The 20,215-nt window shown below is 74.5% G+C and carries 12 protein-coding genes and 1 pseudogene; 3 read left to right on the forward strand and 10 right to left on the reverse strand.

All coding sequences use genetic code 11. The features are described from left to right. Positions 1 to 148: 148 nt before the first annotated feature. The 4 genes and pseudogenes from ACIGXE_RS15080 to ACIGXE_RS15095 all read right to left on the reverse strand — a co-directional run bounded on the left by ACIGXE_RS15080 (position 149) and on the right by ACIGXE_RS15095 (position 2,800). Positions 149 to 610, reverse strand: a complete 462-nt coding sequence (locus ACIGXE_RS15080) for a GreA/GreB family elongation factor (protein ID WP_399747281.1) — start codon at positions 608 to 610, stop codon at positions 149 to 151. Positions 611 to 737: 127 nt separating this feature from the next. Further along, on the reverse strand, positions 738 to 1,346 hold the full coding sequence (locus ACIGXE_RS15085) for an SRPBCC family protein (protein ID WP_399747836.1): 609 nt from the start codon (positions 1,344 to 1,346) through the stop codon (positions 738 to 740). A gap of 9 nt (positions 1,347 to 1,355) precedes the next feature. After that, positions 1,356 to 2,243: pseudogene (locus ACIGXE_RS15090) on the reverse strand (NAD(P)-dependent oxidoreductase); the annotation flags it as partial. A 23-nt stretch (positions 2,244 to 2,266) separates the two neighbouring features. Next, a complete protein-coding gene (locus ACIGXE_RS15095) occupies positions 2,267 to 2,800 on the reverse strand; it encodes a carboxymuconolactone decarboxylase family protein (protein ID WP_399747283.1) in 534 nt (177 codons plus the stop codon). Between the two features lie 101 nt (positions 2,801 to 2,901). Between ACIGXE_RS15095 and ACIGXE_RS15100 the strand changes: the two genes are divergently transcribed. Then, positions 2,902 to 3,591 carry an HAD family hydrolase gene (locus ACIGXE_RS15100; protein ID WP_399747838.1) on the forward strand — a complete coding sequence of 230 codons (690 nt, stop codon included), beginning with the start codon at positions 2,902 to 2,904 and terminating at the stop codon, positions 3,589 to 3,591. Positions 3,592 to 3,637: 46 nt separating this feature from the next. Here the strand turns inward: ACIGXE_RS15100 and ACIGXE_RS15105 are convergent, their stop codons facing one another. The 3 genes from ACIGXE_RS15105 to ACIGXE_RS15115 all read right to left on the reverse strand — a co-directional run bounded on the left by ACIGXE_RS15105 (position 3,638) and on the right by ACIGXE_RS15115 (position 11,145). Continuing rightward, positions 3,638 to 4,741 carry a trypsin-like serine peptidase gene (locus tag ACIGXE_RS15105; protein ID WP_399747285.1) on the reverse strand — a complete coding sequence of 368 codons (1,104 nt, stop codon included), beginning with the start codon at positions 4,739 to 4,741 and terminating at the stop codon, positions 3,638 to 3,640. 58 nt (positions 4,742 to 4,799) lie between these two features. Continuing rightward, positions 4,800 to 10,133: a trypsin-like peptidase domain-containing protein gene (locus ACIGXE_RS15110; protein ID WP_399747287.1), complete on the reverse strand. Its 5,334-nt coding sequence runs from the start codon at positions 10,131 to 10,133 to the stop codon at positions 4,800 to 4,802. Between the two features lie 151 nt (positions 10,134 to 10,284). Then, positions 10,285 to 11,145 (reverse strand): DNA/RNA non-specific endonuclease, encoded by an 861-nt coding sequence (locus ACIGXE_RS15115; protein ID WP_399747289.1) that lies wholly within the window; start codon positions 11,143 to 11,145, stop codon positions 10,285 to 10,287. 105 nt (positions 11,146 to 11,250) lie between these two features. On the opposite strand from ACIGXE_RS15115, the gene ACIGXE_RS15120 reads away from it, so the two are divergent. Then, positions 11,251 to 12,060, forward strand: coding sequence for a caspase family protein (locus ACIGXE_RS15120; protein ID WP_399747291.1), 810 nt, complete (start codon positions 11,251 to 11,253; stop codon positions 12,058 to 12,060). 273 nt (positions 12,061 to 12,333) lie between these two features. Here ACIGXE_RS15120 and ACIGXE_RS15125 read toward each other — a convergent pair whose 3' ends face one another. From ACIGXE_RS15125 to ACIGXE_RS15135, 3 genes are all read right to left on the reverse strand, one after another. Continuing rightward, a complete protein-coding gene (locus ACIGXE_RS15125) occupies positions 12,334 to 15,411 on the reverse strand; it encodes an AAA family ATPase (protein ID WP_399747293.1) in 3,078 nt (1,025 codons plus the stop codon). 250 nt (positions 15,412 to 15,661) lie between these two features. Beyond that, a complete protein-coding gene (locus tag ACIGXE_RS15130; protein WP_399747839.1) occupies positions 15,662 to 17,359 on the reverse strand; it encodes a S8 family serine peptidase in 1,698 nt (565 codons plus the stop codon). A 491-nt stretch (positions 17,360 to 17,850) separates the two neighbouring features. Continuing rightward, a complete protein-coding gene (locus tag ACIGXE_RS15135; RefSeq protein WP_399747295.1) occupies positions 17,851 to 18,699 on the reverse strand; it encodes a GNAT family N-acetyltransferase in 849 nt (282 codons plus the stop codon). A gap of 984 nt (positions 18,700 to 19,683) precedes the next feature. Here ACIGXE_RS15135 and ACIGXE_RS15140 point away from each other — a divergent pair. Beyond that, positions 19,684 to 20,187: a nucleoside deaminase gene (locus tag ACIGXE_RS15140; RefSeq protein WP_399747297.1), complete on the forward strand. Its 504-nt coding sequence runs from the start codon at positions 19,684 to 19,686 to the stop codon at positions 20,185 to 20,187. Positions 20,188 to 20,215 lie beyond the last annotated feature (28 nt).

The following is a 20,215-nucleotide window of genomic DNA, read 5'->3' on the forward strand; positions in this document are numbered from 1 at the left end:
GTGGGAGTCACCCTCACTCAAACCCGGCCGACGGCACCCCGCAAGCGGGGTCGTCACGGACTGCGACGGCGGGTCCGGACGCCTGCTCGCCGCCGACGCCCACGCCCTCGGGGAGTGGCGCGCGCCGAGGGGGCCGAGGCCGGCGGGATCAGGCGCCGACCGACACGACGACCGCGGTGGTCGGGCCGCCGGGCGCGCGGTACGAGACGGTCTCCCCGGCGTGCCGCCCCATCAGGGCCAGCCCGAGCGGGCTGTCGGAGGTCACCAGGGCCGGGTCGTCGGCGTCGGCCAGCTCGCCCACGTGGACGGTCGACTCGGCACCGTCCTCGAACCGTACGGTGACCGTGCTGCCGACCCCCACCACGTCCGAGGACGGCGGGCCGGCGACGCCCGCCGCGGCGATCCGGCCCTCGATGTCGGCGATGCGCCGGTCGAGCCGCGCCACCTCGTCGGCGCGCCGCAACTCGTCGGCCTCGTCGGCCCGGTCGCCGACCTCGTCCGGGTCCCGGAGGGTCGCGGCCGCGGTCCCGCGCTCGCTGCGCAGCTCGGCGAGCTCCCGCTGGAGGGCACGGAGGGCGTCGTCACTGATGGGCTCGGGGCCGTCGGTCATTCCTGCTCCCAGGGTGCCGGTGGAAACGTCGAGTCTCAGCCCCTCCATTACCGCATCACCGGATGAACCGGGCAAATCACATCCGCCGGACCGGCCCGGCAGGACCTGGTCCCCGTGCCCGACGGAACTAGTCCCCGTGGTAGGAGGCGATCGTCGCCGCCGTCGTCGCGGCCACCGTCGCCTCGTCCGCGCCCGCGGCGGCGTAGGCGGCGCCCCAGGCCTCGCCCACGCGGACGACGAAGGAGCGGGCCTCGGCGGAGGTCTGCCAGGCGGCGGCCTCGTCGGTGGTGAGGGTGGCGCCCGCCAGGTGGCGCGCGAGGCCGAGCAGGGCCAGGTCCCAGCCGACACCGACCGCGCCCGGGCCGTAGCGGGCGCGGAACTCCCGCGGCGGTACGGCCGCGTGCTCCAGCTCCAGGACGGTGCGGCCGGGACCCGCCGGAACGAGCCGGAGCGTCACCTCGCTGAAGCCGGGGTCGGGTGCCGGGCCGAGGATCCAGGAGACGCGCAGGCGTTCGGGCGCGACGCACTCGAGGATCTCGCCGCCCGCGTTGCCCTCCAGCTGGTATCGCCCGCCCGGCCGGAGCTCGCCCGTCACCGGCAGGAACCAGCGCCCGAGGCGCTCGGCGGAGGTCAGCGCCTCCCAGAGGTCCTCGGCCGCCGTCTCGTACGTACGGCGCAGCAGCACGGTGTCGGCGTGGCCGGCGGCCACCCGGCGCGAGCCCACCTCGCGCCGCACGCGGTCGGCGTCGGCCTCCGCGTCGTAGCTGGCGAAGTAGGCCGCCGCCATGTCCTCGGTGCCGTGGCCCTGCGCGGCGGCCCGGTCGAGCCGGACGGCGGTGGCCTGCGCCCCGTCCAGCCGCAGGCCGTGCCGTTCGCCCGCGGCGACGATCAGGCGGGCGTCCTTCGCGGCGGTGGTCACCGAGAAGCTCGGCGGCGAGAGGCGGTCCTCCAGGACGAGGGCGGCCTTGGCCCGCAGATAGCCCATGTCGAGCGGGCCGCCGTCGACCGTGTCGAGGAAGGCCCGCGGATCGACGCCGAGCGCCCGGGCCAGCGCCAGGAGCTCACCGGTCGCGTTGGTGACGGCCAGGACCCAGCTGTTGGCGACGAGCTTGAGCCGGGTCGCGCCGCCGGCCGCGCCGTCGTCACCCGCCCACACCGTACGGGCGCCGACCGCCTCCAGGACCGGGCCGAGGGTCGCCCGGCCCTCGAGCGGCCCGGCGGCGAGGACCGTGAGCTGTCCGGCCTCGGCCGGCGCCCGGGTGCCCAGTACCGGGGCGTCGTAGAAGAGCAGTCCGTGCGCTCGGGCGAAGGCGGCGAGCTCGGTCAGCCGGTCGAGCCCGGCCGTCGTCGACTGCAGCCACACGCCGCCGGGCCGCAGCGCGGGCGCCGCCGCGCGCATCACGTCGAGCGCGGCGGCCCCGTCGTACAGCACGGTGAGCACCACGTCCGCACCGGCCACCGCCTCGTCGGGCCGGTCGGTCACGCGCACCCCGTCGGCCGCCAGCGGCTCCGCCTTGGCCCGCGTCCGGTTCCACGCCCGTACGTCGAGCCCGGCCCGGGCCAGGTTCCGCGCCATCGCGGCCCCCATGATCCCCGTGCCGAGCACAGCGACGGTCAGGGGCTGAGCGGGCATGGCGTCTCCGTCGGTCGGCGCGGTCAACTCTCCTCGCCATCTTCCTCCGGCCGGATCCCCGCCAGCAGGTTGAACGCGCCCGTCAGCATGTTCAGCGTGACCACACCCACCACCTCGGCGATGATCCGGTCGCTCCAGCCGTGCGCCCGGAGCTCCGCCACGTCCTGGTCGCCCAGGGAGCTCGGTTCGGCCAGGACACGCAGGGCGACCGCGATCAGGGCGGACTCGCGGGCGTCCGTCGAGGTGCCCTGCCGGGCCAGCTCGATGTCGGTCTCGCTCAGGCCGGCGGCGCGGGCCGCCGTCGCATGGGCCTCGCGGCAGGTGCCGCAGCCGATCCACTCCTGGACGGCGAGCGAGATCTTCTCGCTCAGGGCCCGGGGGATCTTCACCCGCCTCATCGCCCGGGACAGGCTCAGATAGCCCTCCAGGACGGCCGGCGAGTGGGCCATCGTCGACACCATCTCGCCCGCCGAGCCGTGCCGCTCGACGATGTCGGCGAGCAGTTCGCGCGCCTTGCCCGTGGCCTGCTCCGGTTCGAGCGCCGTCAGTCGTCGCACCCTGCCTCCTCGTTGATATACCCGTAGGGGGTATAACGCGGTGAGGCTTCCTGGAGTTCCCGGCGCGGCGTTCGTACGATCGGAGGGTGATCAAAGGCGTCATGTTCGACTTCTCCGGCACACTCCTGCGCATCGAGTCCGTCGCGCACTGGCTCGACGCGGCCCTCGCCGAGGCCGGGGTCCGGCTCTCCGGCGACGCGTTCGCGCACACCGTGGAACGGCTCACCTTCCACGGCGCCCAGCCCGGCGGCCCCGACCCGCAACGGATGCCCGGGCGTCTGAAGAAGCTCTGGGCGGAGCGCGACCTCGACGCGGAGCGGCACCGCGCCGCGTACACGGCCCTCATCAAGGAGGCCGGGGTGACCGAGCCGGCGCTCGTCCAGGCGCTCTACGACCGCCACCGCACCCCCCAGGCCTGGCACCCCTACCCGGACACCGCCCGCACGCTCGGCGAGCTGAGCCGCGGCGGCCTGGCGGTCGCCGTCGTCAGCAACATCGGCTGGGACCTGCGGCCGGTGTTCCGCACCCACGGCCTCGACGAGTGGGTCGACGTCTACGCCCTCTCCTTCGAGGTCGGCGTGCAGAAGCCGGACCCGGGCATCTTCCGCTTCGCGTGCGAACGGCTCGGCCTCGCCCCCGCCGAGACCCTGATGGTCGGCGACGACCGCCGGGCCGACGGCGGGGCCGAAGTCCTCGGCGCCCGGGTGCACTTCGTCGACCCCCTCCCCGTCGACGCCCGCCCGCACGGCCTGCTCCCGGTCTTCGGCCTGCTCGGCGGCGACGGCGGGTGACAGGGCGGTCCGGGCCCCGGCCCGCCGCTCGCCCTGAGGGACGCCGTCACACCCAGTTGACCTTCGCCTGTCCGAGGAGCGGATCGTCCACCAGCTCCCACAGCGGTACGGCCACGTTGCCGATCCGGTAGCGCCCGCCGTAGTGGAGGCCGAGCACGCGGTGGTCGGTGAGGTCGAAGACCGGGGAGCCGCTGTTGCCGCCCAGGGTGGAGCAGTCGTGCTTCATCACCAGGCCGCCGGGCTCGAACTCGGTCGCCATGCCGGGCTGCAGGCGCTTCACGTTGTAGATGTCCATGAAGATCCGCCGCATGGACTCGGGCTCGTTGCGGCGCCCGTCCCAGGCCGGGTAGCCGATGACGTAGACCGGCCGGCCCGGCACGCTCGCCGGGGCGTCCGCCGCGACCGCCAGCGGGGTCGGCAGCGGTTCGCCGTCGGGCGGGGCGATCCGCAGCAGGGCCATGTCCACGTCCGGGTGGATCCCGATCACCTCGGTGATCTCGTACGCGAGGGAGTCGGCGGCCGGCACCGGGCCCGGCGCGGGGTGCGCCGGCAGCTCCTCGCCGGGGTCGACCCGGGCCGTCATGCCCTGCTGGAAGGTCCAGCCCGCGCCGTCCGCGCGGCTGAACTCGGCGGCCACGTGCCGGTTGGTCATCACCGCCTCGGGGCCGACCAGGAACGCGGTGCCGATCCAGTCGAGGTTCGGGTGACCGGTCACCTCGACCCGGCCGACCCGGGCGATCGACTCGTGGATCGCGGCCCGGCTCGCGTCGAGCACCGCCCAGTCGCCCTGCTGCGGGGCGAAGTCCTGGCCCTGCACCAGGATCGCGGGCCGGCCCTCCAGGAGGACGATCGCCTCCACCCCGAAGTACTCGTCCTCGTCGATGTCCTCCGTCCGGCCGTCCGCCAGCTTCTCCAGGCCGGTGACGCCCGCCTCCAGGATCCGGGCCCGTTCCTCCTGGGCGAAGCGCCCGATCTCGGCGGCCGGGGCGACGGCGGGCGGCAGCTCCTCGGCGGACTCCTGGATCTCCAGCTCCTCCTCCAGCCGGGACCGCACCCGCGCGGCCACCTCGCCCAGATCGCCGAAGACCTGCTCGGGGCCCGTCGCCACCGGCGAGCCGCTGTGTGATCCGCTCCGTGATCCGTACGTCATCTCCGGTCACCTCCGCCTGGCGCCACGCGCCCCTGTGCCGATCCGCCGTCTCCCGCGCTCACAGCTCCGGTTCCCTCGGCAGCTTCTCCTGCGCCGCCATGATCTCCGCGTACAACTCGGGCAGGTTCTCCCGCAGATGGGCGAGGATCCGGCTCATCTGGGTGCCGATGTTCACCACCGCCGTCGACCGGCCCTGGAACTCGACGCCGGTGACCCGGCGCGCTCCGCGGTGCAGCGCGACGACCGTCCACCGGTCCGTGAACACCGGCGAACCGGAGGAGCCGCCCTGGGTGTCGGTGAAGTAGGCGAGGTTCTTGTCGTCCGCCTGGTAGACCAGGTTGTTGCGCAGCGCGACCCGCTTCGGCATGCCCTTGGGGTGCTGGATGATGTTGACCGCCTGTGGGGCGTTGCCCCGGGACTCGCACGGCGCCGTGGCCACCCGCAGCACCATGCGCTCGGGCTGAGCGGCCGTCAGCCGCACCACTGCGTAGTCGAGTTCCTCGTCCCAGGCGACCAGGGCGGCGGCCGTGGCCTCCTCGGTCTCGGCCTGGTCGGAACCGTAGTCGAAGCGCGAGCGGGAGTTGCGCACCTGGAGCTGCAGATCCTCCTCCGCGACCTGCTTGCGGCCGCCGCCGATGCCGTTGCGGGCGTTCACCACGTGGTGGTTGGTGACGAGGAGACCGGGGGCGATCAGCCAGCCCGTGCCGACGTGCGGGTACGCCGGCTGGAGCTGCTTCCCCGACTCGTACGGCGGCACCGTGACCCGGGCGACGGCCGCGCCGGCGACGAAGCCCTCGTAGAGGAACTCGAAGGGCACCATGTCGTCCCGGACGACGATCTCCTCCTTGAACTCCGCGGACAGGAACTCGTCCGGCAGCTCGGGCTCGCCCGCCGCGTCGCGCACCACATGGTCCAGTGCCCGCTGGAAGACGGCGACCGGGCCCGGGTCCGCGGCGAGCGCGATCGCGTTGCGCAGCCACAGCTCCAGCGGCACCTCGCCCTCCATCAGGCGCTCGACCCGGTTCATCGTCCGCAGGTCGGACTGGGTCTGGGTGAAGGGGGTCGGCTGCGGCGGCAGGGCCGCCCGGAAGTGGTCCTTGACGCCCGCGAACAGCCGGCCCCGCAGCTCCCGGTCGGCGAGCCCCGCCTCCATGGCCGCGTTCTCCACCGCGAGCAGTTCCTCGGCGGGCAGGTACGGCTCCTCGCGCCAGGCGGCCTCGGCATGGTCCGGCGGCGGGGTGATGCCGACCAGGGCCGCTCCGCCGGGCTCGGGGCCGTACCCGGGGATGCCGGCCCGCTGCGCCAGGCCCGATCCGGCCTCGACGGCGGCGGCCACGCCCAGCAGCAGACTGCCGCTGCGGTCGCCCAGGGTGAGCGTCCGCCAGGCGAGGCTGTCCAGGGTGCCGTGCCCCCGCGCCGCCCGCAGCGTCTCCTCGATCCGGTCGCGTGACATCGGGTGGGCGTACGGATCGGCGTACGGGCCGCCGAACGCGCCGGCCGGCGGCTCGGCGTACGGGTCCGCGTACCGGACGGCGCCCGGCGTGGCCCGCCCGGCCGTGCCCGGCGGCAGGGCGCCCGCCGCGGCCGACTCCAGGATCCGGGCCAGGGGCTCGCGCAGCTGCGGCTCCTCGGTCATCGCCGTGTCGATCCACCGCGCGAGCGCCGTCACCACGGCGTCGTCGTCCTCGGGCAGCCCCACCAGCCGCAGCGTGCGCGCCAGCGCCGGCGGGTCGACCCGGCAGGCCGACACGGCCGCCGCCCGGGCCAGCGCCGGCTGGCGGGCCAGGTCCTCGTCGTCCAGGCCGCGTAGCCGGCGGGCGAGCCGGGCGTCCGTCTCCGCGGAGTCCGTGTCCGCGGCGTCGGCGAGCCGGGACCGGGCCACCAGGACGCCGATCGACTCGTACGGCAGCCCGAGGCCGGCGGCCACGCCCTCGGCCTCGTGGAGGTCCCGGTCGGCCGCGGCGAAGTCGCCGACGTCCTGCGCGAGTCGCGCGGACAGCTGCAGCAGCTCCAGGCGGGTCTCCGCGCAGCCGGCCTCCTCCGCCCGTTCCTCGGCCCGCTCGGCGGTCTCCCGGGCGTCCTCGACGCGCCCGGAGCGGGCCAGCGTCTCCACGAGCAGGGCGTGCAGCTTGCTGCACGGCGTCCACGGCTGCCGTTCGGCGAGCCGCCGGGCCGCGGCCTCCAGATAGCCCTGGGTGAGCAGGTCCTCCACCTCGCGGGCGGCGATCCGTTCCCAGTCCTCCTGGTCGGCCTCGGCCATGATCCGGTCGGGCACGTGGCCGCCGATCCGGCCCAGCAGGAAGGCGGCCGAGCGGGGCGCCATGTCCCGGTCGGCGCCCGCCAGGTGGTTCTCCACGCCGGCCTGCCAACGCTCCTCCACCGTGCGGGGGTTCTCGCCCAGACGCAGCCGGTGGTAGATCTCCTCGGCGCGGTCCCGGACGGTGTCGCGCCCCGCGTAGTAGGCCACGGCCCGTGCGTCCACCGCCCGCATCAGGTCGGTCCGCGCCCCGTCCGAGAGCCGCAGCATGATGGAGCGCAGGTCGGGCCGGTGCCGGATCGCCTGCGGCCCCGCCGACTCCATGAGGTCGAGCCGCGACACCAGCCGGCCGAAGAGCCGGCCCGCGTCGGCGGTCTTCAGCTCCCCGAGCCCGGCCGGCCCGGCGAGCACGTCGCGGACCAGCTCGGGGGTGATGACCCGCAGCGCGAGACCGGCCTGGACGAGGACGCGCACCTCGGCGTCCGCGATGTGCTTGAGGAGGCGGTCGTACAGGGTGCCCTGGATCAGCATCTGGTCGACACTGCTGTGCAGCCGCCGCCGGTTGGTCAGGCCGCGCAGCAGCTCCCCGAGCGAGTCGGCCTCCTCGCCGAGGGTGACCACGGTGCGCGCGGCGAGCTTCAGGCTGAGGGGATGGCCACCGACCTGGGCGTAGAGGGTGTGGGCCACGGTCTCGTCGTCGACACCGCAGGACAGGAGGAGGTCCACGGAGGCGGGCTCGTCGAGCTCCGACAGCTCCATGGTGCGCGGGCTGAGGATCCGCGCCGGGTGGTCGATCGGGGCCCGCCCGGCGACCACCCACCGCAGCCGCGGGTACTCGGCGCGCAGCGCCGCCCACACGGCCCACATGCGGGAGATGATCGGCGAACCCCGGTACTGGGCCTCCTCGAAGGAGTCCAGCGCGATCACCAGCGGCGGCTCCATCTCGCCCGGCGGGGTGGCGACCGCCTCGGCGACCAGGACGGCGAGCTCGCGGGCGAGGTCCTGCTCGCGGGCGCTGGCCTGGGCGTGGAACCCGGCGGAGTAGTCCCGGCCGAGGGTGGCGCGGGTGGCGGAGAGCCGGGAGAGGTCGTCGATCTGCTTGAGTTCGCCGCGCTGCGCGTCGGCGGTCTCGCCGCAGCGGTCGGCGAGCGCGTCGAACGCCGCCCGGTGGTCGGGGTACTGGATGCCGAGCTGCCGGGCCGACTCGGCGATCACCGTGGCCGGTTCGTGGATGGAGAGCGTCGGACGCTCGAAGTCGATGTAGGCGAAGGGGAACCCCTCCGGTGCCGCCTCGCGCAGACTGTCGAGCAGGAAGCGGGCGAGCAGGGTGCTCTTGCCGATGCCGCCGATGCCGTGCAGCAGTACGGGCGGCTCGGCGGGCTCGGACGGCAGGGCCAGGTAGGTGCGCAGCGCGTCGAGTTCGTGGAGGCGGCCGTGGAAGGTGTCCCGGACGAGCAGCCGCAGCGGCTGGAGGAGACGGGCCCGTTCCAGGCGCCGCTGGATGTCGCCGACGGCCGGCAGGAGGCCGGCCGTGCCCGGCACCTGCTCCAGCCACAGCACGGCCTGGAGGAGGTCGGACAACTCCTCCACGTCCGCGTTCGCCAGGGCCGTCGGACCGGCCGGGACGCCCGACAGCAGGGCCAGCGCGGCACGTGCCACCCCGGGGCCCTCGGGGAGGGAGTCCGCGTTGGCGGCGAGCGCGACCCGGGCGGCCTCCGGGCTCCCGAGCCCCTTGAGGGCCGTCGCCCGCACCTCCGGGGTCAGCACCCAGCGCACCGAGCGCTGCGGCCCGGCCAGCGCCGTGCAGTCCTCCACGAGCTGCAGGACCGCCTTGCCGCTCGGCGCCGGCTCTCCGGGCAGCCGCAGCAGCGCCGGGTCGAACTCGTCGAGGAGGCAGGCCGCTTCACGATATGCGCGGCGCAGCTCGGGCATGGCGGGCACGACCGGCGCGGCGGGGGCGCCCAGGGCGCCGAGCCGGCCGGCGAAGTCCTCGCCGGGCGCCAGGCTCTGGTGGAGCCGTACGGCCTCCTCGACCGCCGTGCACAGCCGGCGCATGTAACTGTCCGCCGGATCGGCCGAGTCCACGGCCCGCAGCACCGCGGTGACGGTCGTCTCCACGAGCCCGGGCGGCGGCGGACCCGCCGCGCCCGGGGTCCTCGTGGCCGCCTCGGCGAAGAACCGGGTGAAGAAGTCGCGCAGTTCGTCGGGACCGGCCGGGCGCGCGGTGTCCCGGCACTCGCTGTTCCTGATGTCGTACGGGAGTTGGTGCGTCGCGGTGGCGTAGCCGAGCAGCACGAGCCGCGGCACGGTCTCCTCGCGCACCGGGGTGTGCTCGTAGATCGCGAGGGCGAGCTTGCCGACGCAGTCCCACACGTCGGAGTTCGGGTCGAGCTTGTCGCAGTCGTCGAGCACCAGCCAGAACCGGTCCTCGGCGGCGGTCGCCCGGCCGACGATCCGGTGCACCGCGTCGTCGATCGACGGCAGTGGATCGTTCAACTGTGTCGGATTCAAGGGGAATCCGTCGGCCTCCGGGCCCGACACGAACTCGGCCAGCCGGCCCACCAGGCGCGCCGCCGTCGACGTCCGCGACAGGGTCACCCGTACCGGACGGAAGCCGGTGTGCTGCCCCAGGTGCCGGATCAGGCGGTACGTGTACGAGCGGCCGCTGTCCGGCTCGCCGTCCACCACGAGGACCGAGAGTTCCGGGTCCGCCACGAACTTGCGCAGCGTCTCCCGCAGCTCCGCCCGGTCGATGAACACCTCGGTGCCGTGCCGCAGCACCACCGCCTCGAAGGGGTCGAGCGCCGCCTGCCGCGCCTGCTCGTCCTCGCGCAGCCGGCCGAGCAGGGCCCGAACCTCCATGCCCCGCCCGACCGAGTCGGTCGCGTCGAGGCGGTCGAGCGCGTCCAGGCGGGCCAGGGCGTCGAGGAGACGCCGCTGGTGGGCGATGTCCTTGCGGGCCGCCCCCACGATCAGCCGCGCGTTCGCGTCCCGGTCCGGGGTGAGCGGGAGATCCGCGACGAAATCCGTGGTCAGAGCGGTGCGGAGCAGCCGCGTCCGGGGATCGGGGTCGTCCAGGAGATGGTCCCGCACCCAGCTGGTGACGAGGCCCCACTCCGTCTCGGTGAGAGGCATGACGCACCTGCCCGGTCGTCCCTGCGCCGATGGGGACGACTACGCTGCTGTCATCGTCCCGCCGGGCGACGGCCGCCGCAATCGCTGACCGCGCGCCCCCGCGGCCCGGCCGCCGGAGCATGCCGGGCGCGCGCCGCCCGGCGCCTTCCGGTCACGGCGCCATCATGATGTCGTCGTACGACTCCAGGCGCCGCCAGCGCTCCTCCGGGGCGCGCGTCGGCGGCATCAGGTCCACGTCCGGCAGCGGCCCGAACTCCAGCTCGGTGATCTCCGCGACGTCCGAGACCGGCACCTGGTACGTACGGAACGGGCCCAGCGGCGGCGGCGCGCCCGGCGTCGCCCCGGCGAACGCGCGGTCCGCGTCCCGGCTCAGGTCCGGGCTCTGGTCGAGCACGTACGCCGTCGCGGCCAGCGCCCCGTCCTGCATGAACGCGGCCACCTTCCAGAAGCGCAGCGGCACCTGGATGCCCCGGTACGGCGGGTCCGAGTCCTGGAGCACCGGTCCCGTGAACACCGTCAGCTTGCGGTCGTACTCGGCCGCGTGGTCCAGGAGGTAGTTCTCCAGGCCCTGCCACAGCTGCTTGCCCTGGTTGAACACGTCCGCCTGCGGTGCCGCGTTGGTGAAGTGGAAGGTGTCCGTGTTGGCCCGGCCCGCCACCGCCGCCGAGCCCCACACCGGGTCCAGCCGGCGCACCAGATGGCCGCGGTCCAGGCTGTTGTTGCGGTAGATGTCGTCGCCGGCCTGCTGCTCGCGGGGCAGCCGCGGGTCGAACTCCCAGACGTCGTCGCGCGGGACGTCCTCCAGCAGCTCCCGTCCCTCGATGCAGACGGCGGTCGACGCGGCGAGCCGGCGGTCCGGCCGGAAGACGACGGTGAAGTGGGTGTAGGGCAGGATCACCGTCTTCACCGACGCGCGGGCCGGCAGCGCCAGCGGCACCGTCGGCCCGAGGAAGTTCTCGTCGTAGCCGGTGCGGTCGGCGAACTGGTAGTGCCCGGATTCGCTTGTGTTCATACGATGTAAGTACCGCGCGGGGGAGGGCTGCCCACGGCACCGGACCCGTAGGCCACTCGAACAGACGCCCCCGGTGCCCCCTCCACCCGTCCAAGGAGGCACCCCATGCCCACCGGAATCTCTCTCCACGTCGGGCTGAACCGCGTCGACCCCGACCGCTACGACGGCTGGGACGGCACCCTGGTGGCCTGCGAGAACGACGCCCGCGACATGGCCCGGCTGGCTCGCGCCGCCGGTTTCGCGGACACCGTGCTGCTCACCCAGGAGGGCACCGTCGACCGGATCACCGCCGCCCTGCGCGCGGCGGCCGACCGGCTCGCCGCCGGCGACATCCTGCTCTTCACCTATTCGGGCCACGGCGGCCAGGTCCCGGACGTCACGGGACCCGACGACGAACCCGACCGGCGCGACGAGACCCTCGTGTTCTACGACCGCCAGTTCCTCGACGACGAGGTCCACCAGGAGTTCCTGCGCTTCGACGCCGGCGTCCGCGTCGTCACCCTCTTCGACTGCTGCCACAGCGGCAGCAGCGTCGAGCTGCCCGGCGCCGACGCCGTCACCGGACGGTTCGTGCCCGAGCCCAAGCAGATCGAGCTGTACGAGCGCGACCGGGACTTCTACGACGACCTCCAGCGCTCGCTGGCCAAGGCGGCGCCCGTCAACGGCGACGGGGACGGACCCCCGGTCATCCTCGTCTCCGCCTGCCAGGACAACCAGGTCGCCGCCGACGGAGACGTCAACGGCGCCTTCACCGAGGCGCTCCTCGGCGTCTGGAGCGACGGCGGCTTCCACGGCGACTACCGCACCTTCCACCGGGCGATCCAGCGCAGACTGCCGCCCACCCAGAGCCCGAACCTCTACACCACCGGATCCCCGTCGGAGGCCTTCCTGGGGCAGCGCCCGTTCACCGTCTGAGGCCCCTGCCGCCGGGACGATCCGGCGCATCCGCCCCTCAGGCAGGCCTGCCACCTCGGCCGGGCCCTTGGCGTCTGACGCCGGGGCAGGCCTGACTCCCCGGCGCGCCGGGCTCTTTGGTGCCTGACACCCGGCCAGGCCTGACTTCCTGGCGCCCCGGCCCTTCACGCCCGAACCGGGCGCGCCCGGCCCTTCACGCCCGAACCGGGCGCGCCCGAAACCTCGGCGCGCCCGGCCCCTTGGCACCCCCGCGCGCTCCGCCCTTCGGTGCCCCTACGGCCGGAGCGCCGTGGCGAGTTGTGCGCGGGAGCGGACGTCGAGCTTCTGGTAGATACGCGTCAGCCGCGCCTCGACCGTCTTCACGCTCAGGTACAGCTTCGCCGCCGCCTCCTGGTTGCTGGCGCCCTGCCCCACCAGACGGGCCAGCCGCAGCTCCGCCTCCGTCAGCGTGGACAGCGCCGGCAGCGCCTCCTCGCCCACCGGGCCCTCACCCGCCGGACCGGCCGGCGCCTCGCTCGCCAGCGCGAGCCAGGGCGCCGCCCCGACGCGCTCGAACACCGCGGCCGCCGACTGCAGCGCGGCCTGCGCCGCCGAGCGCCGCCGCCGGCGGCGCTCCACCCGGGCCAGCGCCATCAGGGCCCGGCCCTGCTCCAGCGGCAGCTCCGCGTCCGCGAACCGGCCCGCCGTCCCCGCCAGCAGCTCCGCCGCCTCGTCCGTCCGGCCCTCCGCCGCGAGGCACAGCGCGTACGCCCGGTCGCAGCCCAGCAGCACCGTGGTCCGGCCCAGCCGCTCGCCCACCGGCCGCACCGCCGCCACGACCGCCAGGGCCTCCTCCACCTCGTCGTGCGCGAGCAGCGCCTCCGCCAGCTCCTCGTGCCAGCGCAGCATCGACGGATCCACCGTCGACTGCGCGCGCTCGTTGGCCTCGACCCGGCGCAGCGTCTCCAGGGCCGCGGCGACGTCCCCGTTGACCAGCTGGACCCGGCCGAGCGCGTACAGGCTGCGCGACAGGAAGACCCGGTCGCCCTCCTCCTCGGAGGCCTGCACGCTGCGCCGGGCGTAGCTCGCCGCCCGGGCGAAACTGCCGCCGGCCGTCTCCGCGAGCGCCAGCGCGTACCAGGCGGGCCCGGGAGACAGGCCCGCCTCCAGGGTCAGCGCCAGCGACTGCCCCGCGTGCCCCAGGGCCGACGGGCACGGGCCGATCCGCGACTCGATCTCCGCGAGCGTGCTGAGCAGCTCGATCGCGTCCTCCACCGAACCGCGCCGCTGCACCAGCGGCAGCAGCGCGTTCAGCTGCGCCCGGGCGTCCACGAGCCGCCCGTCGAAGAGGGCGTGACGGATCGTCAGGATCTGCGCGGCGTTGCGGATCCCGGCCGGGCGCTCGGCCGTCTCCAGCGCCCGCGCCTGCGCGAGCACCGCGTCCGCGTCGGCCGAACCGAGTGCCCGCTCCATCCGCGCCTGCACGGTCAGGGCCTGCGCCGCCGTACGGGGATCCCCCATCGACGCGGCGAGCGCCGCCGACTCCATCGCGGCCGCCCGCGAACGCGCCGGATCGCCGTCCGCCAGCACGTACTTGACGGCCAGCCGGAGCTGCACCGCCGCCCGCAGCGCCGTGTCGCCCTCGGAGTCCTCCATCGCGTGCACGTACATCTCGTCGAGCCCGGTCAGCCCCTGCCCCGCCGTGTCGAGCACGGCGAGACGCGCCCGCACCCGGTCGGCCGGCGCCGCGTCCCGGGCCAGCAGATCGGTCGCGGCCCGCATCGCCAGATCGGCCCGCGCCGCCCGGGCGGCCTCCTCGGCGGCGTCCACCAGGCGCGCGATCCGCCGCTGCCCGTGCGAGCCGGGCGTCGACTCCGCCGCGAGCAGGGCCAGTTCCGCGGCGAGCGCGCTGTTCCCGCGCCGCCGGGCGAGGTCCGCCGCCTCGGCGACCTCGGCCGCCAGCTCCTCCTGCGGCGCGTCGGTCGCCAGCGCCCGGTGCCGCACCGCCTCCACCGGATCGTCCACCACCCGAGCCAACGCCGCGTGTCCGGCGCTGCGCTCGGCCCAGCAGGCGTCGTGCACCAGCGTCGACGGCAGCAGCCCCGCCGTGAACGCGACCGTGCCGTCCTCGGCGAGCGACACCAGACCGGCCCGCTCCGCCGCCGCCAGATCCGCCTCCGCGTTGGGCCGTCCGGCCCGCCGCACCAGGGCCGCGGTGGGCCGCAGCGCCAGCGCCGCCAGCAGCAGCGTCTCGCGGACGTCGGGGGGCGCCGCGCCGAGCAGCTGTCGCGCCAGGTCCCGGGCCCGCCCGGACAGGGTCAACGCCTCCGCGTGGTGCACCGGCGTCCGGGCGTCGGCCAGCGAGCGGCCCACGGCGAGCGCGAGCCGCGGATTGCCGCCGCTCGCCTTGTGGATGCGCCCGGCCATCCGGGACGGCAGCCGGTGGTGGATGAGCAGTTCGGCGATCTCGTCGGCGTGCAGCGGCGGCACCAGCAGCACGTCCGCCTCCGACGGCACCCAGAGCCGGGTGTCGTGCGGATCCCGCGTTTCGTACGCCGCGTACGCCTCCGGCGTCTCGACGGAGATCACCCGCAGCGAGGCCGGCGCGAGGTGCAGGGCGAACCGGAGCAGATCGGCGCTGTCCGGGTCGATGTGCTGCACCCCGTCGACCACCAGGAGCGCGGGCCCGCGCCCGGTCAACGCCCGCAGGATCCCGGCGATCCCGAGCCGCAGGGCGATCGGGTCCCAGCCACCGTCCTGGGGCGGTGCCTCCCGGCAGAGCATCGCCACGGCGGCCCGCTGGGGGCCCGGCAGCCCGTCGAACACGCCCGAGGCCATGACGCCGAGACCGAGGCGCAGAGCGGCGGGACCGTGCTCGTAGGGGCACTCTCCGGCCGGCGCGGCGTCGGAGGCCGTCCGAGGGGCGGGCACGGGAGCGGCGTGGGGAGCCGCGTCGAGGGAACCGAGGCCGGCGGTCGGGAGGGGCGCTCCGAGGCCGAGGAAGGGGCTCAGGGCGCCGGTACCGTCCGGCAGGGCCTGGTCGCCCGGGGGGCCCTCGTCCAGGGCCGTGGCGGGCCGCGGAGCGGCCGCCGGGGAGCCGGCGGCCGGCCAGGTGATGGTGGCGGCCACGGACGCGACCAGGGCGGCGGCGGCCGCGCCGGGTATGTCGCGGTCGGCCGGGAGGGTGGCGAGCCAGAGCACGGTCTCGCCGCGCGCCTCGGCGCGGGCGGCGGCCGCCACGGCGACCTCGGTCTTGCCGACCCCGGCGGGACCGGTGAGCAGCGCGCGTCCCCGCGCCTGCAGTACACGTTCGAGTCGGGCGAGGAGTTCCTCCCGGCCCACCGGCGCTGGGCGCAGCGGCGCTGTCGTCATGTGTCCACCACCCTCCCGCGCTCGGGGCCCGGCCCATGAGCCCCGTTGCGCAGAGAATACGGAGCTGATCGCCCCAGTCCAGGCCTTGTGTCCGGCATACGGACAGCACACCCCGGTGAACCGTGCGTGTCCGGCGGGTGACCGGCACACGGAAGCGCCCGTGGTGTAGACCACGGGCGCTTCGCTGACCAGCAACGATGCTGGTGTGGGGGGTGGTTCGAGCGTGATTCGAAAGAGAATCAGCGGTCGATCAGAAGGTCAGGCTCCACGAGTCGATGTAGCCGGTGTCACCCGAGGCCACATCGCGGACCTGGAGCTTCCAGGTGCCGTTCGCGAGCTCGCTCGACGCGTCCACGGTGTAGGTGGCCAGGACGTTGTCGGCGCTGTCGGACGAGGAGGAGGCCTTCAGGTTGCGCACGGTGCCGTCGGGGGCGATCAGGTCGATGACCAGGTCCCCGCGCCAGGTGTGCTTGATGTCCACGCCGACCTTGAGGGTGGCGGGGGCGTTGCCGGCCAGGCCGGTGACGGCGATCGAGGAGGTCACGGTGGTGTTGTCCGCGATGGCCACGTCGGTCGCGTTCGTGAAGACGTTGCCGGCCGGCGGGGTCGTGTTGGTGACCGCGTCCACCGTCTTGGCGGCGTCCGCGATGCCGGTGCCGCAGCCGCCGGTGCAGGTGCCGGGCAGCGGGCGGGCGTTCGTCTTGATCGCCGACTCGATGTCGGCCGGGGTCAGGGTCGACTTGGCCGACTTCAGCAGCGCGGCGAGACCGGCGATGTGCGGGGCCGCCATCGAGGTGCCCTGGTAGGGCTTGTAGGTCTCGGTCGACTGGACGGTCGTGCCGGAGTTCAGCGTGGAGTAGATGCCGTTCTCGGGCGTGGTCACGGTGCCGGGGGTGTCGGTCGAGCGGCGGGTCTCGCCACCGGGGGCCGCGACATCCACGATGGTGCCGTAGTTGGAGTAGTACGACCGGTTGCCCTCGCGGCTGGTCGACGCCACGGTGATGACGTTCGAGCAGTTCGCGGGCGTGAAGCCGGACGCGTTGGCGTTGCTGTTGCCCGCGGCGACGACGACGGTGGTACCGCGGGAGACGGCGCCGTTGATCGCGGTCTGGTAGACGCTCGGGCAGGTGGCGCTGGCGCCGCCCAGGCTCATGTTGATGACCTTGGCCGGGGTCGGGTTGACCGGGACGCCCGGCACGGTGCCGCCGGAGGCCCAGGTGATCGCGTCGGCGATGTCGGCGGACGAGCCACCGCACTTGCCGAGCACGCGCACGGGCTGGATCTTCGCGTTGTACGCGATGCCCGCGATGCCCTTGGTGTTGTTCGTGACGCCGGCGATGGTGCCGGCCACGTGGGTGCCGTGCCAGGAGGAGTTCGAGGCCTTGGAGCCGGTGCCGCACTCGCCGTCGGTGGCGTTCCAGTCGCCCTCGTCCTTGGCGTCCGCGTCGCGGCCGTTGCCGTCACGGGCGTCGGCGGCGGTGGAGATGAAGTCGTAACCGGAGATGACGTTGGCCGCCAGGTCCGAGTGGGCGGCGTAGCCGGTGTCGATGACGGCGACGGTGACGCCGGAACCGGTCGTCTTGTCCCAGGCGGTGGGGACGTTCATGCCGCCGGTGGGCTCGAAGAGGTCCCACTGCTTGGCGTAGTCGGTGTCGTTCGGGGTGACAGCCATCGCGTAGGCGCGGATGTCGGGCTCGACGGAGGCGACCTGCGGGTCGGCCTTGAACGCGGCCATGACCTCGGCGACGTCCTGCTTGTCCGCGGAACCGCCCAGGTTCACCAGCGCGGCACCGCCGGCCAGGCGGCGCTCGAAGGAGAGCTTCTCGCCGGTCTTCGCGGCCTTCTCGGCCGCGTCGCTCTTGGCGGCGGCGTTGGAGCCGGCCTCGGCGGACGAGGACTTGTAGGTGACGATGACCTTCTCGACGGGAGCGCTGGGCAGCGCGGTCATCGCCTGCGAAGCCGGGGCCGGCTTCGGAGAGGGTGCGGCCGGGACGGCGGCGAACGCCCCGGAGGTGGTGGCAGCGGCACCGAGGATCGCGGCGCTCGCGACCACCACGGATATGACTCTCCGCCTGGAACCGTTCAAGGTGGGCCCTTTCGACTACGACGTGGGTGGAGCAGTGGCGGCGGCGCGGGAAGCGTCGGGGCGAAGTGGGGTCGCGATCCGTCGTTCCCTGGGCGTGGGGGCCCGTGCGCCGCCACCGGCGCGACGGCCGGGGTCAGGGCCGCCACCGGCGAACATTACCCACTCGTTCTCATGCACCTGACAGGAGGTGGAGGGGATCTGTCCGCCGATGCGGCAGACAGTAGGGAACGCCGAGGTGAACGCGATACGGGGAAAACCCTTGTCACCCCTCAGGGGCGGGAGGGGGAGGGGTGGGGAGGGGCGAGGTGAGGGTGGGGCGGGGGTGCCGCGGGGGGTGGTTCAGACCGCGAGGATCAGCCCAGTTCGAGGGTCGTCACGCCGAAGACCCGCTGCTGGGCGACGGGACGGATCGGGCCCGTGTACATCCGCGCCGTCTCGAAGGTCGGTTCCAGGCCGCGCGCTTCGGCGAGTCGGGCGGCGGCGGGGTTGGCCTCGGGCATGTCGACGGCGATCCGCGGCGAGCCGAAGGCGCGGGCCTCGGCGGCGAGGGCGTCCAGGAGGGCGGCCGCGTCGGCGGGGGTGTCGGCGAACAGGGGGCCGATCCGGGCCTCCGACTCGGCGGGGCGCACGACCCCGTAGCCGGTCGGGCGCCCGTCCACGACGCGGACCAGGGCCCGGTGGCCCGGTGTGGTGAGCCAGGACCTGAGGAAACGCGGCCGGTCGGCCGGATGACACGCGTTGTCGTACGCGGCGAGGTCGGCCGGATCCACTCGTTCCGCGGCCACCACGCCCGTCACCGGCCGGTCGGGAAGCGGGACTTCACCGACATAGCGGGCGGAACGGTAGGCGAGCGTGAACCCCGAGCGCCGGTAGTTGTCCTGCTGGTCCGGCACCCCGTCGAGCCCCACCGTGCGGCCGCCGGCGTGGGTGAGCGCCGCTCGCCAGGTGGTGAGGCCGTGACCGTGGCCGCGCAGATCGGGGCGTACGAGATAGAAGCCCAGGAAGGCGTAGTCCTCGCTGTAGTTGACGACCGAGATCGCGGAGACGGGCTCCCCGTCGATCCGCCCCAGGAAGAACCCCTCGGGGTCCTGCGCGAAGAACGCCACCGCGTCGGCCGCCCCGGGGTTCCAGCCCTCCGCGGCGGCCCACTCGCGTACGAGCGCCCAGTCCTGGAGGGAGGCGGGGGAGACGTGGAGCGTCATGGGGATCCCTTCGTCGGGGACGCGGGAGGAGGTCCTGGCCGGGCGAGCATAGTGCGGCCGGCGCACCGCCCCGTCCCCGTTCCGACGCTTTCCGGCCGCCGTGGGCCGGGGCCGGGGGCCGCGTTCCGGCCGGACGGCTTTCCGTCGGCTTCCTCCCGCCCGGGCCGCGCCGGCCCGCCCGACCCGCCCCGCCTCGCCCGACCCGCCCCGCCTCGCCCGGCCCGCCCCCCGCCCGGCCCGCCCGGCCTCGCCCGGCCCGCCCGGCCTCGCCCGGCCCGCCCCCCGCCCGGCGCGGCCCGGCCCCGTCCGGCTGTGCCGGGCCGTGAGTCGCGGCGCGGCGCTTGGGGAGACGTGTCCCGAGAGGTCGTGGAGCCGCCCACACCGGCCGCCCTCGCCCGGCCCGGCGCGGCCCGAATGGGCGGGGAGTGGGGCGAGACCCCCGGATCGGGCAGCTCGGAGCGCCCGGAAAGCGGCTCCACGGGCTCGCCGAGGCTCCGAGGAGTCGATCAAAGCCGCAGGCCGGAGCCCTGTCTTGTAGAAGTCTACGAAGACCCTGTTTCAGCCTACGGGCGCTTTCATGTCTTCCGCTCCTAGCTCGCCTCCACCGGTCGGAGGTGTACTCCTCACACACGTTGCAACGGGACGAAGTGGGTTGCAACAGCGGGGAAACAGTGCCGGTCGGGGAAGGAAGGTAATGACTGAGACGTCACGCGTGTGCTCCGTGCCTCGGCGCCCGGACGTCCCCGTCACCACTGCCCCGCCTCCGTACCTTCCCGGTGCTCCCCGCGCCGGAGTGATCGCCAGGACCACCACCTGCCCTGCCGGCGCCTTCATCGGCCGGCGCGCCTCCCTGCCCCTTCCTCACGCGGCGGGATCCCCCGGCCAGGGACCCTGCCAGACGCCCGCGGCCTGATCCCCCGCGGATGCCGCCGCCGGCATCCGCGCCGCTTCACCTCATCCCCACCCTCTCCAGAAGGAGTCACCATGACCACCACCACTCAGGCGACGAGCGTCCACGAGTCCGAGCGCGCCTGGCTGGAAAGGGCGATCAGGCTGGCCACCGACAGCGTCGCGAACGGCGGCGGTCCCTTCGGCGCCCTGGTGGCCAAGGACGGCGAGATCGTCGCGCTCGGCAACAACCAGGTGACCACGAACCTGGACCCGACCGCGCATGCCGAGGTGAGCGCCATCCGCGCGGCCTGTAAGGAGCTGAACACGTTCTCGCTCGAGGGCTGTGTCCTGGTGACGTCCTGTGAGCCGTGTCCGATGTGTCTCTCGTCGGCGCTCTGGGCGCGGGTGGACCGCGTCATCTTCGCCGCCGACCGGGACGACGCCGCGGTGGCCGGCTTCGACGACCGCCGCTTCTACGACCTGTTCGACAAGAAGGACTCGTCGCTGTGGCCGATGCCGGTCGAGCGCCTGGAGCTGTCGAACCGCACCGAGCCGTTCGACGCGTGGCTGGCCAAGACGGACCGCATCGACTACTGACGCGGGACGCCCGGGCTCCTGAAACGCG

Source organism: Streptomyces sp. NPDC053431 (assembly GCF_044544925.1).
Classification (GTDB): Bacteria; Actinomycetota; Actinomycetes; order Streptomycetales; family Streptomycetaceae; genus Streptomyces.

Bases quoted from the DNA above. Each gene is read 5' to 3' on its own strand.
- ACIGXE_RS15080 (WP_399747281.1), bottom strand. From the start codon at position 610: ATGACCGACGGCCCCGAGCCCATCAGTGACGACGCCCTCCGTGCCCTC.
- ACIGXE_RS15130 (WP_399747839.1), bottom strand. From the start codon at position 17,359: ATGACCGCGCTGCCCAGCGCTCCCGTCGAGAAGGTCATCGTCACCTAC.
- ACIGXE_RS15125 (WP_399747293.1), bottom strand. From the start codon at position 15,411: ATGACGACAGCGCCGCTGCGCCCAGCGCCGGTGGGCCGGGAGGAACTC.
- ACIGXE_RS15100 (WP_399747838.1), top strand. From the start codon at position 2,902: ATGTTCGACTTCTCCGGCACACTCCTGCGCATCGAGTCCGTCGCGCAC.
- ACIGXE_RS15110 (WP_399747287.1), bottom strand. From the start codon at position 10,133: ATGCCTCTCACCGAGACGGAGTGGGGCCTCGTCACCAGCTGGGTGCGG.
- ACIGXE_RS15140 (WP_399747297.1), top strand. From the start codon at position 19,684: ATGACCACCACCACTCAGGCGACGAGCGTCCACGAGTCCGAGCGCGCC.
- ACIGXE_RS15115 (WP_399747289.1), bottom strand. From the start codon at position 11,145: ATGAACACAAGCGAATCCGGGCACTACCAGTTCGCCGACCGCACCGGC.
- ACIGXE_RS15105 (WP_399747285.1), bottom strand. From the start codon at position 4,741: ATGACGTACGGATCACGGAGCGGATCACACAGCGGCTCGCCGGTGGCG.
- ACIGXE_RS15120 (WP_399747291.1), top strand. From the start codon at position 11,251: ATGCCCACCGGAATCTCTCTCCACGTCGGGCTGAACCGCGTCGACCCC.
- ACIGXE_RS15135 (WP_399747295.1), bottom strand. From the start codon at position 18,699: ATGACGCTCCACGTCTCCCCCGCCTCCCTCCAGGACTGGGCGCTCGTA.